This is a genomic window from Myxococcaceae bacterium JPH2 (assembly GCA_016458225.1).
In the GTDB taxonomy this organism is placed as follows: domain Bacteria; phylum Myxococcota; class Myxococcia; order Myxococcales; family Myxococcaceae; genus Citreicoccus.
The window spans coordinates 403,740-418,021 of the sequence record JAEMGR010000001.1; the positions used below are offsets into that span (position 1 = coordinate 403,740).

The window sequence follows — 14,282 nt, forward strand, 5'->3', positions numbered from 1 at the left end:
GATTGACCGTATCACCAGCCTAATTCCAGAGCTAAAGCTGACTGACAGCGAATGGGGATTAATTGAATCCAACCGTGCTGGCCGTAGCGCAATCGCACCCACTGACGACACCCGGACACGCCTGCTGCTCGACATTGGCGCCGTTGAAGATCGGGTTCTCGCTATTCGGCCGATGGCCCCGGAATTGGCGTCCGAGCTCGCGACCGTCATGGGGAGCCTGGAGGCTTTCGCGAGATTGATTGCTCAGACAGTGCCGGGACACGGTCGCCCTTGACCGGTTCAGTCTTCGAAGAGATGTCGAAAGTAACGCGCTCGGTGCTCCAAGAAGTCTCGCGTCAGCCTGTAGTGGTCCGTGTCCTCGTACCTCACCGATTCGAGGCCCGTCTCTGACAAGTGGTAGAGGCTGGCACCAGGGTAGGCAAGAATCAGCGGGGAATGGGTCGCGATGATGAACTGGCATCTCTCACGGACGCGATCGTGGATCAATTTCAGCAAGGCCAGTTGGCGTTGCGGTGAGAGAGCGGCTTCAGGCTCATCGAGGATGTAGAGGCCACCCGGCCCGAATCGATTGGTCACGAGCGCGATGAAGGACTCTCCATGCGATTTCTCGTGGAGAGATCGCCCTCCGTAGCTGTTAATGACGGGCGGTCCGAGCGCAAATCCTGTGTCCAGCTTCTCGATCTCGGTGGCCACGTTGAAGAAGCTCTCGGCACGGAGGAAATACCCTGTCCTTGGACGGCGAACGCCACGGGCAAGGCTTAGGTACCGATGCAGGTCTGACTCGGACCTGCGCGTGGCAAAGTTAAAGTTATTGCTGCCACCCTCAGCATTGAAGCCGGCCGCAACGGCAATGGCCTCGATGAGCGTGGACTTGCCGCTGCCGTTCTCCCCCACGAAGAATGTGACCTGGGGATGGAAGTCGAGTCGCTCCAGATTGCGCACGGCTGGGATGGCGAACGGGTACACCCTGAAGTCGGGCACCTCGTCGCGGCGCAGTTCCATATACCGAAGGAACACGTCCATGCCGGGATCTCCGGGGTGCCCCTTCCCTCTTCGCTCGCGTTCGGATCTGGCCATCTGCCACACAGTACCTGGACACCCGGGCACAACGAGGGCCGTGTGCACCATCCCCTCCGCCGAGGACCCAGCCCACCGATTTCACAACAGGGTTGTGGCCTTCAGAGCCGGCCGGCACGGGCGCGGATGAGTCCGCGCTCGGACTCCGCGAGGGCGGCGATGGGCTGAACCAGGAGCCTGCCGGTGAGGAGGTGTCGTGGAGCGGTGGATCCCGTGCCGCTCGGACTACTTTCCAGAGCGGCGGCAGAGGGCCGGCGCTAGTGTCCTGCCTCGTCACCGAACCCTGGAGGTCTCGCGTCATGAAGATCCGCTCTCTGCTGCTCGCCGCCATGCTCACTGCCGCTACGCCCGCGCTGGCACAAGGCGCGAAGCCCGCGGCTCCTGCTCCCGCGAAGGCTCCGGAGAAGAAGGACACGCCCGCGCCCGCGAAGGGTGAGTCGGCGAAGGCGAGCCTCAAGGACGCCCAGGGCAAGGACGTGGGCGAGGTCACCTTGGAGCAGACCCCGCACGGCGTGCTCGTGAAGGGCTCGCTGAAGAACCTCCCCGAGGGCGAGCACGCCATCCACATCCACGAGGTGGGCAAGTGCGACGCGCCGGACTTCAAGACGGCTGGCGGCCACTTCAACCCGGAGAAGAAGGCCCACGGCATCCTGTCCCCCAATGGCAAGCACGAGGGCGACCTGCCCAACCTGCACGTGGGCGCGGACGGCAAGGTGTCCTTCGACTTCTTCGCCAACCAGGGCCTCACGGTCGCGTCGCTCTTTGACGCGGACGGCTCGGCCTTCGTGGTGCACGCCAAGCAGGACGACTACCACACGGATCCCGCGGGCGACGCCGGTGGCCGCATCGCGTGCGGCGTGGTCGCGAAGTAACAGCCGCATTGTTGAACCTCGCCGCACGGGAGCAAGTGCCCGGAAGGGAACGGATCCACGGCGCGGCGAGGGACTCAGTCCACGAGAGGCGCCTAGCCTGAGACGCGAACATCCTCGCGTCGGGAGGCACCATGAGGGTCGTCGTCGTGGGCGCAACAGGCACCATCGGTCGTGCGGTCGTCCAGGTCTTGTCCGGCCGCCACGAGGTCGTCGAGGTCGCCCGCAAAGGCGGGAAACATCAGACAGACATCGCCTCGAAGGACGCGTTGGAGCGCCTCTTCAAGGCGGTGGGGCCTTTCGATGCGCTGGTCTCGGTGACGGGTGCCGCGGCGTTCAAGCCGCTGGTCGCACTGAGCGACGACGACTTCCAATTCAGCCTGAACAACAAGCTCATGGGTCAGGTGAACCTGGCGCGGGTCGGGCTCGCGCATATTCGCGACGGCGGCTCCATCACGCTGACGACCGGCGTGCTCGCACAGCAGCCCATGCAAGGCTCAGCAGCAGTGAGCATGGTGAACGCGGGACTGGAGGGGTTCACTCGCGCGGCGGCGCTCGAGATGCCGAGAAACATCCGCATCAACGTCGTGAGCCCACCCTGGGTGGACGAGACACTCAAGGCCTTCAACATGAAAGGCATTCCAGGGATGCCTGCCGCGGAGGTGGCTCGCGCCTATCTCGCCAGCATTGAAGGCAAGAGCACAGGTCAGGTCATCGACGCCCGCGCGTTCGCGACTCCTTGAGTTTGCGCATGGCCCGGCCCGCCAATGCGGGTGTGCCATTCGAGCCCCGCGGGCAGCTCGCACGCCGCGAACTCCAGGTGCACGACGCGACGGTGCGCAGGCACTCGCGCGGGCGACGAGGCATGCAGGAGCAACGGCCGCATCACCAGGATGCCTCGCGCGGACACGAGGCAATCCTCGGCCGGCTGTTGCTCCAGCCGGGTCTGGGTTTGCGCGGATGACAACCGCCCCTCTCGGTGCGAGCCCGGCAGCACGCGCACCGGCCCGTTGTCACTCCCGCAGTCGTCCAGGTGCAGGCGCACCGCGACCATGGACTCCAGCACCTCGGGCGGCGGCTGCACACACTCCACACCGGCCTTGTGCGACCAGGGGCCAAACCCCGGCACCTCTCTGCGCTCACGCACCGCGATGGTCAGGTCCTGATGCCAGATGACCTTCCAGTTCGACTCGGGAGTCTTGTCGAACATCAAGCCCCGCACCGCGAAGCAGTCACGTCCGAGGACGCGCTCCGCGACGTCACGCAGGGGCCCGTGGAGCGCCAGGGCCTGGACCTCGGGTACGTCTTCCAAGAGGTTGCGCACACCGCCGCGTCGAGATGCATTCGAGGACGACTCAACTGACGGGAGCGCGCGGAGCAGGGACTCGACGGTTTCAGCGGACACGGCTTCGGGGATGAGCGCGAAGCCCTCTTGCTCCAGTCGAGTCCGCCACGGCGATGACAGCGGACCCGACGCGAGCTCAGACATAGCCAAAGCGGCGACGCGCGAACCACTCCGCGCCCAGCAGCGCGAGCAAGGCCATGAGGTAGTACCAGCGGTCCCACAAGGGCTGGTCCTGCGCCCGGCCCACTTCCACCACCGGCGGGTCCAACAGCGGCACGTCCGGCAGACCATCGGAAGGCAGGTGGTACGCCTTGCCGCCCGTCACGCTGGCAATCTGCTCCAGCAGCGCGGGCCGCACCGATGCATCCGACAGCTCGGGCCCCACGGTGCGCACCGCCACCGCGTCCTCGCCCTTGCCCAAATCCGTCTCGCCCTTCTTCGCCGAGGCCAACAGCTTGTACGGCCCCGGCGCGGGCGGCGCGAACTCCAACCGCACCACGCCATCCGGCCCCGCCGTCCCCGTCTGCACCGCCACCGGCTTCTGCGTCGCCACCGACAGCAGCTCCACCCGAACCTGCGCGTCCTGCGCCGGCTGGTAGTCCGCCATCCGCGCCTGCACCACCACGCCCACCGGCCGCCCCGGCTCCACCGATGGCGGATCCGCCGCCACCTTCAGCGTCGTCAGGTCCGGATCTCTCACCAACCATCGCAGCGCGTTGCCCCAGAAGCGGTCATACGCGCGGTTCGGTGAGCCATCCCGGTGCGCCGTGAAAGCCCACGACCACGTCGCATCCGTGGCCACCACCATCGAGCGCCCCCGCCCGTAATCCCAGACCGCCACCACCGGCGCGTTCTTGCCATCCGCCGTGAGGAACGGATGGTCCATCAACACCGTGGCGCCAGGCCGCGCGCGCGTCAGGTTCGCGCCAGGAATCGCGGGCAGCTCGGCCCACGCGCCCTCCGTGCTCGCCGCCCCCGTCCCGATGGACGTCACCGGATGCCGCAGTCCTTCGGGCGTCAGCCGCGGCTTGAAGGACTCCAGGTTCGCCGGCCCCGCCGCTTCCACCGGCAGCGCCTCCATCAGCGTGGGCATGCTCGCGCGCCCCTCGCCCAGCACGCTGTCGCCGCCAATCATCACGAACGCGCCACCGTTGTGGATGTAGCGCTCCAGGTTGCGCTCGTACTCCGAGATGGACAGCGACGGATCCGCGTAGCCGAAGTTCTGGAAGATGACGACGTCGAACGTGTCCAGCTTCGTGTCGAAAATCTCCTCCATCGGGAACGGGATGAGCGACAGCTCGCGGTCGTTCGTCACGCCCGGATCATCCGAGAGCGTCCTCAAGATGTAGAAGGACACCATGTCCACGTTGGCGTCCTGCCGCAGCAGTCCGCGCAGGAAGCGCTCGTCCCACGACGGACGCCCCACCACGAGCAGCACGCGCACCCGGTCCCGAATCACCTTCAGCGTGAACGAGCGGCTGTTGTTGTCGCTCACCGCTTCGTCCGGGAAGGTGGGCACCGTCACCGTGTAGACGAAGCGCCCCGTCTGGTCCGGCGTGAAGGTGAACGTCACGGGCTTCACGTCGTCGCCGGAGTCCATCCGCACCGACTTCGTCGCGACCGTCTTGCCCTCCTGGCTGAGCACCACGGGGATGTCTCGCCCGGAGAAGCCGCGCCCGTGGATGTCCACCTCCACCGTGAGCGAGTTGCGCACGAAGGCGAAGTCATCGACCTTGAGCCCTTCCACGGCCAGGTCCTTCAGCGCCTCGCGACCCACCAGGAACGTGGACACCGGCACGCCCAGGTCCGCCAGCGCCGCGCGAGCCCGACCCGCCGCGCCCGCCTTCAGCTCCGCGTTGTCCGCGCCATCGCTGAACAGCAACACCCCGGACAGCTTGCGCGAGCCCTGCCCCGCCGCCCCCACCGCGCGCAGCGCCGACAGCAAATCCGTGCTCCCCGCCCGCGCCGGCTCACTCGCCAGTGAAGCAGGCGTCACCGGCGTCAGCTCGGGATCAAACCCATACATCTCCACCGTGAAGCGGTCCTGCAACGCCGCGAGCCGAGGCGACGCCTTCTCCAGGAACGCCGCCACCTGCGCGCTGCGGGTGGGCCCGCCCGGCTCGGTGGGGAAGTTCATGGACGCGGAGCGATCCACCAGCACCGCCACGCGGTTCTTCATCCGCGCCACCTGCAGGTGACGGATGCCCGGCTCCAGCAGGAAGAACAGCGCCGCCACGCCCGCGCCCACGCGCAGCAGCCACAGCAGCACGCGGCGGGCGCGAGAGGGCTCGCGGCGCACGCCCCAGGCCGCCAGCCCCACGCCCAGCGCCACGCAGACCCCGAGCGCCACCAGCGCCCAGGTCGGCAAGGGCGACAGGCTGACGAGCTTCCACGCGTTGAAGGAGGGGGTGTTCATCCGGTCGCGCTCAACGCCGCTTGTTGAGGATGAGAGGCAGGTGCACGGCGTCGTCCTTGTAGTCCAGACAGAGCGCGTACATGCAGGCGTTGATGCCCATGCGCAGTGCCAGCTCGCGCTGCGGCTCACCGCCCGGGGACACATCGAACTCGTAGTCGCCGGACTCGCTGCGGCTCCACGCGCCCGCCAGGTCGTTCTGCGAGTACAGCACCGCAGCGCGCTTGCCCAACGTGGCCGCCAGCGGCAGCGGCTTGTTCAACAGCCGGCCGGGCGCCGCGTCCAACAGGAAGAACGACTTGAACACCACGTGGCTGGAGGGCACCTCGGCCAGCGGACTCTGCGGCAGCACGCGCGCCATCTCGCGGCGGAAGCTGGCGTCAAAGCCGTCCCCATCGCTGCCATCGTTGGCGTCCGCCAGCATGAAGCCGCCGTACGTGAGGTAACGCCGGAGGTTGGCCACCTCCGCGTCGGTGAGCGCCGGAAACGCCCCGTCTCCGCCGAAGTACAGGAAGGGATACTCGAAGAGGTCGGGGCTGCCCACGGGGATGGCGCGAGCGTCCGGAACCACCTCCACCGAGGTGCGCCGCTGCAGCTCCCAGGCGATGCGTCGCAGGCCCGACAGTCGCGCGTCCCAGCGCCCACCATGGCGCGCCACCGCGGGGATGAAGCGCCCGCGCTCACCGAAGGCGGACGCCCCCCGGGAAAGCAGCGAACCGAGCGCGGCAGTACCAAGCAGGAGGTTTCGACGGGTCAGGCGCCGCACGGGCATAGCGGGCTCTATATACCGTCCGCGGGTCCCCACATTCCCTGGTATAGAGAACCGCCATGGCGAAAGGCGGACAGACGCCCCCGGGGCCTGGCTCCGAAGAGATGCGCGCGGCCTGGGCACGAAAGGACGCGGGCGACGTGGTCGGCGCCCGACGCGAGGCGGAGCGGATCCTCTCCACCCGCCCCTCCCCCGTGGACGAGGACGAGGCCCGCGCCCTCTTGCGCGCCACGTCCACCCCGCCGTCGCTCTATCGCTTCGCCGCGCTCGCCGCGGCCATCTTCGTCGTCCTGTTGCTGCTGGCGCTCACGCGCTACGCGTAGGGTTGGTGACACCCATGGAAGGTTTTCTCACGGCCCTCAAGGCCTATCAGACGTTCAACCCCGCCGGCTGGGTGGCCATCTATCGACTGCTGCCCATGTGGGCCGGCATCGTCGCGTGCGTCGTCGGGCTGGTGCTGCTGGTCGCGGGCGGTGGCCGAGCATTCCGCGTCCTCGCCGGCCCCGTGGGCGCCATCCTCGGGCTGGTGTGGACGGGCGCCGTCACGCAGAAGCTCGGCATGGGTGAGCTGTCCCCGCAGCTCCCCACCTTCGTGGCCGCCGGCCTGATGGTCCTGGGCTTCCTCTTCCCCCCGGCCATCACCTTCGTGGGCGTGGGCATCCCCCTGGGCCTGGTGGCCGGGCAGATCGCCGGCCCCGGAGACTTCCTGCTCGGCTTCGCGCCCGGCGTCATCATCGGCGGCGTGGTGGGGGCGCTGCTGCACCGCGTGGTGAGCACGCTGGTGGCCTCGGCGGTGGGCGGCTGGGTGCTCGTCATCGGCGCGTTGGCCGCGCTGCACCAGTTCAGCGGGCTCGTCGGCTCGGTGGCCAATCAGCCGTGGGGCGTCATCATCGCCGCGCTGCTCTTCGCCATCGCCGGAAGCGTCTACCAGCTCGCCGTGCGCCCCTCTCCCGAGGAGGCCGAAAAGCTCCGCGGCGAGAAGGAGCGGCTGAAGCTCCGACAGGCGGAGCAGCGGGCGCTCGAAAAGCGTTGGGGGGCCAAGTAACCCACCGGAGCCGTGCTTTACCTCAGGGGTCGCGGCGCGTACATTCCGCCGCCTTTCCCCCCGGAAACCCTCGAGACGCAATGGCCCAGGCCAGCCGCAAGGAGAAGCAGGTCGAATCCCCCATGGAGTCGGCCTCCCGCCCGCAAACGGACGCTGCCCCCTGGCAGAAGCCCCAGGGGCTGACGCGCCGCGGGTGGGTCATCCTGGCCGGCATCGTGCTCGCCATCCAGTTCCCGCTCATCCACTACGCGCTCCTTCGTGGCGAGGCGGACGTCACCACGAAGGTGCCGTACGAGCAGACCTTCTCCGACCCCTCCGTGGTGGCCCGGGACTTCTTCTCCACGGGCGCCTACTGGCGCGTGACGGGGGGCGAGTTGCTCGGCCCCTCGCCCAAGAACAACCCGCTGTGGCTCCAGGCGCGGCTGCCGGACGACGTGGCCATCGAGTTCGACGTCCGCTCCGAGTATCCCGAAGGCGACATCCGCGTGGAGGTCTTCGGCAACGGCCGTGACCCGTCCAGCGGCTACACGCTGGTGCAGGGCGGGTGGAACAACTCGCTGTCGGTCCTCGCGCGCAACGACATCAACGCCCCCTCGATGGAGGTGCTCAAGCGCCGCGCGGCCCGCATCGCGGAGAGCAACGGCGGCCAGGGCACCGACCTCGTCGCCACGGGCGCGTTCAAGCGGGACACCGCGGTGCGGGTGGAGGCTCGGGGCAACACGGTGCAGGCCGGCCGCGTCTACCACTGGCGCATCGAGCGGCGCGGCACCGTGCTGCGGTGGTTCATCGACGGCACGCTGCTGCTGGAGCTGGATGATCCGTTCCCGCTCAAGGGCTCGGGCCACGACCGGCTGGGCCTGTCCGGCTGGGAGTCCCAGCTGTTCTTCGACAACCTGCGCGTGGGCACGCCGGACAGCATGCCGGCCACGTTCGTCGCGCGCCCCCCCGCGCCGCCTCCGCCCCCCGCCGGTCCGTTCGCGGACGACTTCAACCGCGCCGAGCTGGGCGAGGCCTGGAACGTCACCGGTCCGGATGCGGTGAAGCTCGAGGATGGCGCCCTGGTCGTGGAGCACACCGCCAACCGGCCCGTGTGGCTCAAGCAGCCCCTCCCGCCCAACGCCACCGTGGAGTTCGACGCCTGGTCGGACAGCCCGGAGGGCGACATCAAGGTCGAGGCCTGGGGAGACGGGCGGTCGTTCTACACGGGGGACCTGCGCCTGCAGTACACCGCCACCGGCTACGTGTTCATCTTTGGCGGATGGCGAAACACCCAGTCCGTCATCGCCCGGCAGCATGAGCACACGGCGGACCGCGCGGCGCGCGCGGGAGCGGCCGTCCAACCCGGACGGCACTATCACTTCAAGATTACTCGCCGCGGCGGCTCCCTTTCGTGGGAGATCGACGGGCAGCCTTTCCTGTCCCTCCAGGACGCGTCACCGCTGGAGGGCCCTGGCAACCAGTACTTCGGATTCTCGGGCTGGCAGACCCGCGTTCACTTCGACAATCTGAAGATCCAGCCGCTGTAATCCCCCCGAGCGGCGAAGGAACACACCTGTGCGCAGAGTCGGAATCTTCGGCTGGGGCGTGGTCGCCCCCCGTTCCCCCAACATCCAGGCCTTCGAGCGCAACCTCGCGTCGTCCGAGAGCTGGCTGACCCCCTTCAACGGCTTCGGACCGGACAACTTCCTGGTCGGCACGCCTGAGTTCAGCCTGGCGGACTACAAGCCGTGGATCGACGCCCGATTCCAGGCCAGCCGCTTCTCGCAGCTCGAGCGGAAGATGGGGCAACCGACGCAGTTCGCCATTGGCGCGTTCATCCAGTCGCTCGCGCAGAACCCGGGGCTGGAGCAGGAGCTCCAGGCGCTGGGGCCCCGCGCGCACGTCTACGTGGGCACCGGCCTGGGCGACCTGCCCACCATCCAGAACATCTCGCTGGACCTGTACCGCGCCCAGCGCCGCTGGGACCGCTTCTGGGCCAACCCCGAGCGCAACGTGAAGGCGCGCCAGTGGATGGAGACGCGCGAGCCCTTGGAGGGCCTGCCCCCCGAGCCGTCCACCGTGGTCGAGGACGAGCGCGACAAGGCCGAGGACGCGTGGTGGCACTTCTGGGCGGGCCGCTCCGCGGAGCTGCGCGAGTACCTGGAGGAGCTGCGCGAGATTGAAGCCATCGGCGTGCCCGACGAGGGCGACGTCGAGTCCGCCAAGCTGGCCGTCATCAAGGAGAAGCGCACCCGCAACGCGCGCCTCCAGAAGAAGTGGAACGCGCCCGAGCCGCCCTGGAACGCGGTGTCCTCCAACGTGCTGTGGAACATCCACAACACGCCCGCGTCGCAGATCTCCATGCTGGGCAAGATCACCGGCATGACGTTCGCGCCCGTGGCGGCGTGCTCGTCCTTTGGCTACGGCCTCAAGCTGGCGATGAACGCCATCCAGTTGGGCCAGGCGAAGGCCGTGGTGATGGGCATGACGGACGCGGCGCCCAACCCGCTGGTGGTGGGCGGCTTCTACAACGCGCGCGTCATCTCCGCGGACGCGGCCCTCTCCAAGCCCCTCACCGCCCTGCGCGGCACGCACATCGCGGGCGGCGCGGTGGTCTGGGTGCTGGGCGACTACGATTACTTCACCCAGAAGGGCTTCCAGGCGCTGGGCATGGAGCCCGTGGCCGTGGGCGTCACCGCGGACGCGGACCACATCATCACCCCGTCCAAGGAAGGCCCCACCGTGGCCATCCGCGAGGCGCTGAGCCAGGCCCAGTGCACGCCGGAGCACGTGGGGAGCTGGGACCTGCACGCCACCGCCACCCCGGGAGACTTCCTGGAGGTGCAGAACCTGCGCGACGTGCTGCCCGAGTCGGTGCTGATCACGGCGCGCAAGGGCACCTTCGGCCACGGCATGTCCGCCGGCGGCGGCTGGGAGCTGACGGCCCAGTACCTGGGCTACGCCGCGGGCAAGGTGTTCGCCACGCCGCTGGATGGCTCGGAGCTGAACAAGCAGATCGCCAAGGTGCACGGCCGCTTCGTGTTCAACCACGACGAGCCTGCCCCCGCAGGCTGCGCGGGCAAGCTCTCCATGGGCGTGGGCGGCATCAACGCCTGCGTGATTTCCCGCCCCTGGAAGAAGTAGCTCCGGAAGCAGTCGCTCGGACCCGGTGGCTCAGCCCTTGGGCATGGCCACCAGGTCGAAGTCCGGGATGCGCTCGCGCATGAACTCGCGCATCCGGTTGATGAGCGCGGCCTCTATCTGGCGGGCGCGCTCCCGGCTCACCCCGTACTTGTCGCCGATGTCCTGCAGGGTGAGCGGCTCGTCGGCGATGAGCCGGTTCTCGAAGATGAACCGCTCCTTGCCCTCGAGCGTCTTGGCGAACTCCTGGAGGTTCTCGCGGAAGAGGGCCTTGAGCTGCTCGGCGCCCAGCCGCTCGTCGGCGGGCATGGCGCCGGACGGGAGGAAGCGGTCCGCGCGCGTGCCCCGCGAGTCATCGTCCGGGCCCAGCGGCGCGTCGATGGACATCTCGTCGTGGCCCAGGCGCTGATCCATCTCCACCACGTCCTGCTCGGAGACGTTGAGCCGCTCGGCCAAGAGCCGCGGGCTGGCCTCGAAGCCCTGGGCGACGAGCTTCTCCTGCTCCTGGCGCAGCTTGAAGAAGAGCTTCCGCTGGGCCTCGGTGGTGCCCAGCTTCACCATCTTCCAGTTGTCCATGATGTAGCGAAGGATGTACGCGCGGATCCACCAGGCGGCGTAGCTGCTGAGCTTCACGCCGCGCTCCGGGTCGTACTTCTTCACCGCCTGCATCAACCCGATGTTGCCCTCCTGCACCAGGTCCAGCAGGGACAACGGATTGCGGTGGTACTCGTGGGCCAGCTTCACCACCAGGCGCAGGTTGGACGCCACCAACCGGTAGGCCGCCTGCACATCCCCCGTATCCCGGTACTTCCGCGCCGTCTCCAACTCCTCCTCGCGCGACAGCAGCGGGTGGCGCGTCACCTCGGCCATGTAGGCCTGGAGCGGGTCCCGGCTGACCAGTCCGGCCTCGCCCGCGCGGATGAGCGACGCGCTGGGGGCGCGGGGGGCACTTACGGGCTCGACTTCCACCTCGACCTCTGCCTCGGCCTCCAATTCGGAGGGGTCCGGCTCCAGGGAGTCCGGATCGAGCGTAGACTCCTCCGCCCCCGTCTCGGGCGAGTCCCCCGCGTCAGACGCGGCCGGCGCGGGCCGCTTCACGCGGCTCGGCGCGGCCGTGCCTTTGGTTCTCTTCCGCCCATTCGCCATGGCCGCCCCATAGAGCAAAGTGCCGCGATTGTTGCCAGAGGGTAATGCAGGGGCTATGCCCCTGCTCGATGAGCGACAACCAAGAGCCCCCCGCGCCGGGCAGCCCGGCGACTGACGAAGCTCCGATGCGTCCCGCTGAGTACGTCGCGGACATCAGCTTCGACGACATGAACCTCTCCGAGCCCCTCCGCCGTGCCGTGGCGGAACGCGGGTATTCGCACCCCACCCCTGTGCAGGCCAAGGCCTTCCGTCCAGTCATGGACGGCAAGGACATCATCGTTCGCAGCAAGACGGGCACCGGCAAGACCGCCGCGTTCGGCCTGCCGCTGCTGGAGAAGATTCCCGCGGATGAGCGCCGCGTGCGCGCGCTCATCCTCTGCCCCACCCGCGAGCTGGCCCTCCAGGTGGCCGAGGAGCTGACGCTCCTGGCCAAGCACAAGGGCGTGAAGGTGGCGGCCATCTACGGCGGCGCCTCCATGAAGCAGCAGGAGGACGCGCTGGTGGACGGCACGCCCATCATCGTGGGCACCCCTGGCCGCGTGTTCGACCACATCCAGCGCGGCAACCTCAAGCTCGACGCCTGCGACCACGCGGTCCTGGACGAGGCGGACGAGATGCTCAACCAGGGCTTCTACGAGGAGGTCACCCGCATCCTCGACCGTCTTCCCAAGACGCGGCAGGTGCTGCTCTTCAGCGCCACGGTGCCCACCGACATCCAGAACCTCATCGCCCGGTACACGACGAACGCGGAGACGCTGCTGCTCTCCGGTGACGTCTTCACGGTCGAGCACATCCACCACATCCGCTACAACGTGTCGGATGCCTTCCCCAAGCCGCGCAACCTCATCTACGTGCTGGAGAAGGAAGAGCCCCAGAACGCCATCATCTTCTGCAACACGCGGGATGACACGGCGCTGGTGACGGCGGTGCTCAACCGCAACGGCTTCGACGCGGAGCTGCTCAACGGAGACCTGCCGCAGAAGGAGCGCGAGCGGGTGATGGGCAAGGTGAAGCGCGGCGAGGTGGCCTTCATGGTCGCCACGGACATCGCGGCGCGCGGCATCGACATCTCCGGCCTCGAGTACGTCATCAACTACTCGCTGCCCGAGGACCCCGCCGTGTACCTGCACCGCGTGGGCCGCACCGGCCGCATCGGCAACAAGGGCACGGCCATCAACCTCTTCTCTGGTCGCGAGCTGGCCACGTACAGCGTGCTGGAGAAGAAGTACGGCATCAAGTTCGAGCAGCGCGAGATGCCGGCCCCCGAGGAGGCCATGCGCCTGTGGACGGACCGCCACGTGCGCGAGATTCGCGAGGCGGCCGGCAGCAGCATCTTCGAGGGCTTCCTCCCGCTGGCCGCGCAGCTCAAGACGCGGCCGGACGCGGATGACCTGGTCGCCTTCCTGCTCAAGTACTTCTTCAGCCACCTGCGCATGGAGAAGGCCCAGGCCGCGCAGGAGACCGAGAAGCGCGAGCCGGTGGAGTCGCGCAAGTCCGAGCCCCGCCGCGGCAAGGACCGCGAGCGCGAGCGTCCCCGCCGCGAGGAGCGCGGTGAGCGGACCGAGCGCGCCGAGCGTCCGGCCCGCGCCGAGCACGGTGAGCGCGAGCGCCGTCCCCGCCGCGACGAGCCCCGTCGCGAGGAGCGCGGCCGCCACCCCGCCCCCTCCGCCGCGCTGGAGGCCGGCCCGGGCGAGGTGAAGCTCTGGGTCAACCTGGGCACCGCGGACAACCTGGGCCCGGGCAGCATCGCCACGGCCATGGAGGAAGCGGGCGCGCCGGTGGGCAAGCTGGTGCGCGCGGAGATGCGCCCCACGTTCGCGTACGTCTTCGTGGCCGAGGACGACTCGGCGGGCTTCGAGGCCCTCAACGGCAAGCAGCACGGCGGCAAGACGCTGCGCGTGGAGAAGAGCAAGCCGCGCAGCGAGCGCGACACGCACGCGCCCCGCCCGCCCCCGTCCCCGGACGCGGGCCCCGGCGAGGTGAAGCTGTGGGTCAACCTGGGCTCGGATGACGGCATGGACGAGGCGAAGCTGCCCGCCACGCTGGAGGCGCTCGGCGCCCCCGCCGCCCAGGTGCTGCGCGCGCTCACCCGCGCCACCTACGGCTACGTCTACGTGCCCGAGTCCGAGGCGCCCGGCTTCGAGGCGCTCAACGGCAAGACGCACGGCGACAAGCCGCTGAAGCTCGAGCGTCACCGCCCGCGCGGTCAGCGCGACGAGCGGCGTGCTCGCACCGAGGCCCTCCCGGACGTTCCGGGCCAGGCGCGCCTCTGGGTGAGCCTGGGCCGCCAGGACGGCCTGGACGAGGCCGGCGTCGCCAGCGCGCTGGAGGCCGCGGGCGCTCCGGCGGGCAAGGTGCTGCGCATGGACCTGCGCCCGACGTACGCCTACGTCTTCGTCGCCGAGGAGGATGTCACCGGCTTCGAGGCCACCCAGGGCAAGCCCCACGGCGACCGGACGCTCAAGGTCGAGCGCGCCCGGCGCAAGTAACCCCGAGGG

The 14,282-nt window shown here is 68.9% G+C and carries 12 protein-coding genes; 7 read left to right on the forward strand and 5 right to left on the reverse strand.

From position 1 onward, the window contains the following. Nucleotides 1–279: 279 nt before the first annotated feature. Nucleotides 280–1,023 carry an AAA family ATPase gene (locus JGU66_01730; protein MBJ6759463.1) on the reverse strand — a complete coding sequence of 248 codons (744 nt, stop codon included), beginning with the start codon at nucleotides 1,021–1,023 and terminating at the stop codon, nucleotides 280–282. Nucleotides 1,024–1,376: 353 nt separating this feature from the next. Between JGU66_01730 and JGU66_01735 the strand changes: the two genes are divergently transcribed. Both JGU66_01735 and JGU66_01740 read left to right on the forward strand, forming a co-directional pair. Further along, on the forward strand, nucleotides 1,377–1,949 hold the full coding sequence (locus JGU66_01735) for a superoxide dismutase family protein (protein MBJ6759464.1): 573 nt from the start codon (nucleotides 1,377–1,379) through the stop codon (nucleotides 1,947–1,949). 131 nt (nucleotides 1,950–2,080) lie between these two features. Continuing rightward, nucleotides 2,081–2,689 (forward strand): short chain dehydrogenase, encoded by a 609-nt coding sequence (locus tag JGU66_01740; GenBank protein MBJ6759465.1) that lies wholly within the window; start codon nucleotides 2,081–2,083, stop codon nucleotides 2,687–2,689. Here JGU66_01740 and JGU66_01745 read toward each other — a convergent pair. Genes JGU66_01745 through JGU66_01755 form a run of 3 tightly spaced genes read right to left on the reverse strand, consistent with a single transcriptional unit; the run spans nucleotide 2,653 to nucleotide 6,476 of the window. Further along, complete coding sequence (locus JGU66_01745) at nucleotides 2,653–3,435, reverse strand: phytanoyl-CoA dioxygenase family protein (protein ID MBJ6759466.1); 783 nt, start codon at nucleotides 3,433–3,435, stop codon at nucleotides 2,653–2,655. The two genes, JGU66_01740 and JGU66_01745, sit on opposite strands and share 37 nt — an antisense overlap. Next, on the reverse strand, nucleotides 3,428–5,707 hold the full coding sequence (locus tag JGU66_01750) for a theronine dehydrogenase (GenBank protein MBJ6759467.1): 2,280 nt from the start codon (nucleotides 5,705–5,707) through the stop codon (nucleotides 3,428–3,430). Before JGU66_01750 ends, JGU66_01745 begins: the two co-directional genes overlap by 8 nt. Nucleotides 5,708–5,717: 10 nt before the next feature. Beyond that, nucleotides 5,718–6,476 (reverse strand): DUF4159 domain-containing protein, encoded by a 759-nt coding sequence (locus JGU66_01755; protein ID MBJ6759468.1) that lies wholly within the window; start codon nucleotides 6,474–6,476, stop codon nucleotides 5,718–5,720. A gap of 56 nt (nucleotides 6,477–6,532) precedes the next feature. Here JGU66_01755 and JGU66_01760 point away from each other — a divergent pair, with 56 nt between their 5' ends. The 4 genes from JGU66_01760 to JGU66_01775 all read left to right on the forward strand — a co-directional run bounded on the left by JGU66_01760 (nucleotide 6,533) and on the right by JGU66_01775 (nucleotide 10,641). Continuing rightward, the gene (locus JGU66_01760) at nucleotides 6,533–6,796 is read left to right on the forward strand and encodes a molecular chaperone DnaJ (protein MBJ6759469.1); all 264 of its coding nucleotides are present in this window, start codon (nucleotides 6,533–6,535) and stop codon (nucleotides 6,794–6,796) included. A gap of 14 nt (nucleotides 6,797–6,810) precedes the next feature. After that, a complete protein-coding gene (locus JGU66_01765) occupies nucleotides 6,811–7,518 on the forward strand; it encodes a hypothetical protein (protein ID MBJ6759470.1) in 708 nt (235 codons plus the stop codon). Between the two features lie 80 nt (nucleotides 7,519–7,598). After that, a complete protein-coding gene (locus tag JGU66_01770; protein MBJ6759471.1) occupies nucleotides 7,599–9,044 on the forward strand; it encodes a hypothetical protein in 1,446 nt (481 codons plus the stop codon). Nucleotides 9,045–9,072: 28 nt separating this feature from the next. After that, nucleotides 9,073–10,641: a beta-ketoacyl synthase gene (locus JGU66_01775; GenBank protein ID MBJ6759472.1), complete on the forward strand. Its 1,569-nt coding sequence runs from the start codon at nucleotides 9,073–9,075 to the stop codon at nucleotides 10,639–10,641. A gap of 30 nt (nucleotides 10,642–10,671) precedes the next feature. On the opposite strand, the gene JGU66_01780 is transcribed toward JGU66_01775, so the two are convergent. Next, complete coding sequence (locus JGU66_01780) at nucleotides 10,672–11,784, reverse strand: RNA polymerase factor sigma-32 (protein MBJ6759473.1); 1,113 nt, start codon at nucleotides 11,782–11,784, stop codon at nucleotides 10,672–10,674. A gap of 68 nt (nucleotides 11,785–11,852) precedes the next feature. Here JGU66_01780 and JGU66_01785 point away from each other — a divergent pair, with 68 nt between their 5' ends. Continuing rightward, entirely contained in the window at nucleotides 11,853–14,273 is a 2,421-nt protein-coding gene (locus JGU66_01785; protein ID MBJ6759474.1) for a DEAD/DEAH box helicase, read from the forward strand. Nucleotides 14,274–14,282: the final 9 nt, after the last annotated feature.

Coding starts and splice junctions, on each gene's coding strand:
- JGU66_01730 (MBJ6759463.1), bottom strand. CDS start 1,023: ATGGACGTGTTCCTTCGGTATATGGAACTGCGCCGCGACGAGGTGCCC.
- JGU66_01750 (MBJ6759467.1), bottom strand. CDS start 5,707: ATGAACACCCCCTCCTTCAACGCGTGGAAGCTCGTCAGCCTGTCGCCC.
- JGU66_01760 (MBJ6759469.1), top strand. CDS start 6,533: ATGGCGAAAGGCGGACAGACGCCCCCGGGGCCTGGCTCCGAAGAGATG.
- JGU66_01770 (MBJ6759471.1), top strand. CDS start 7,599: ATGGCCCAGGCCAGCCGCAAGGAGAAGCAGGTCGAATCCCCCATGGAG.
- JGU66_01780 (MBJ6759473.1), bottom strand. CDS start 11,784: ATGGCGAATGGGCGGAAGAGAACCAAAGGCACGGCCGCGCCGAGCCGC.
- JGU66_01785 (MBJ6759474.1), top strand. CDS start 11,853: ATGAGCGACAACCAAGAGCCCCCCGCGCCGGGCAGCCCGGCGACTGAC.
- JGU66_01740 (MBJ6759465.1), top strand. CDS start 2,081: ATGAGGGTCGTCGTCGTGGGCGCAACAGGCACCATCGGTCGTGCGGTC.
- JGU66_01745 (MBJ6759466.1), bottom strand. CDS start 3,435: ATGTCTGAGCTCGCGTCGGGTCCGCTGTCATCGCCGTGGCGGACTCGA.
- JGU66_01765 (MBJ6759470.1), top strand. CDS start 6,811: ATGGAAGGTTTTCTCACGGCCCTCAAGGCCTATCAGACGTTCAACCCC.
- JGU66_01735 (MBJ6759464.1), top strand. CDS start 1,377: ATGAAGATCCGCTCTCTGCTGCTCGCCGCCATGCTCACTGCCGCTACG.
- JGU66_01755 (MBJ6759468.1), bottom strand. CDS start 6,476: ATGCCCGTGCGGCGCCTGACCCGTCGAAACCTCCTGCTTGGTACTGCC.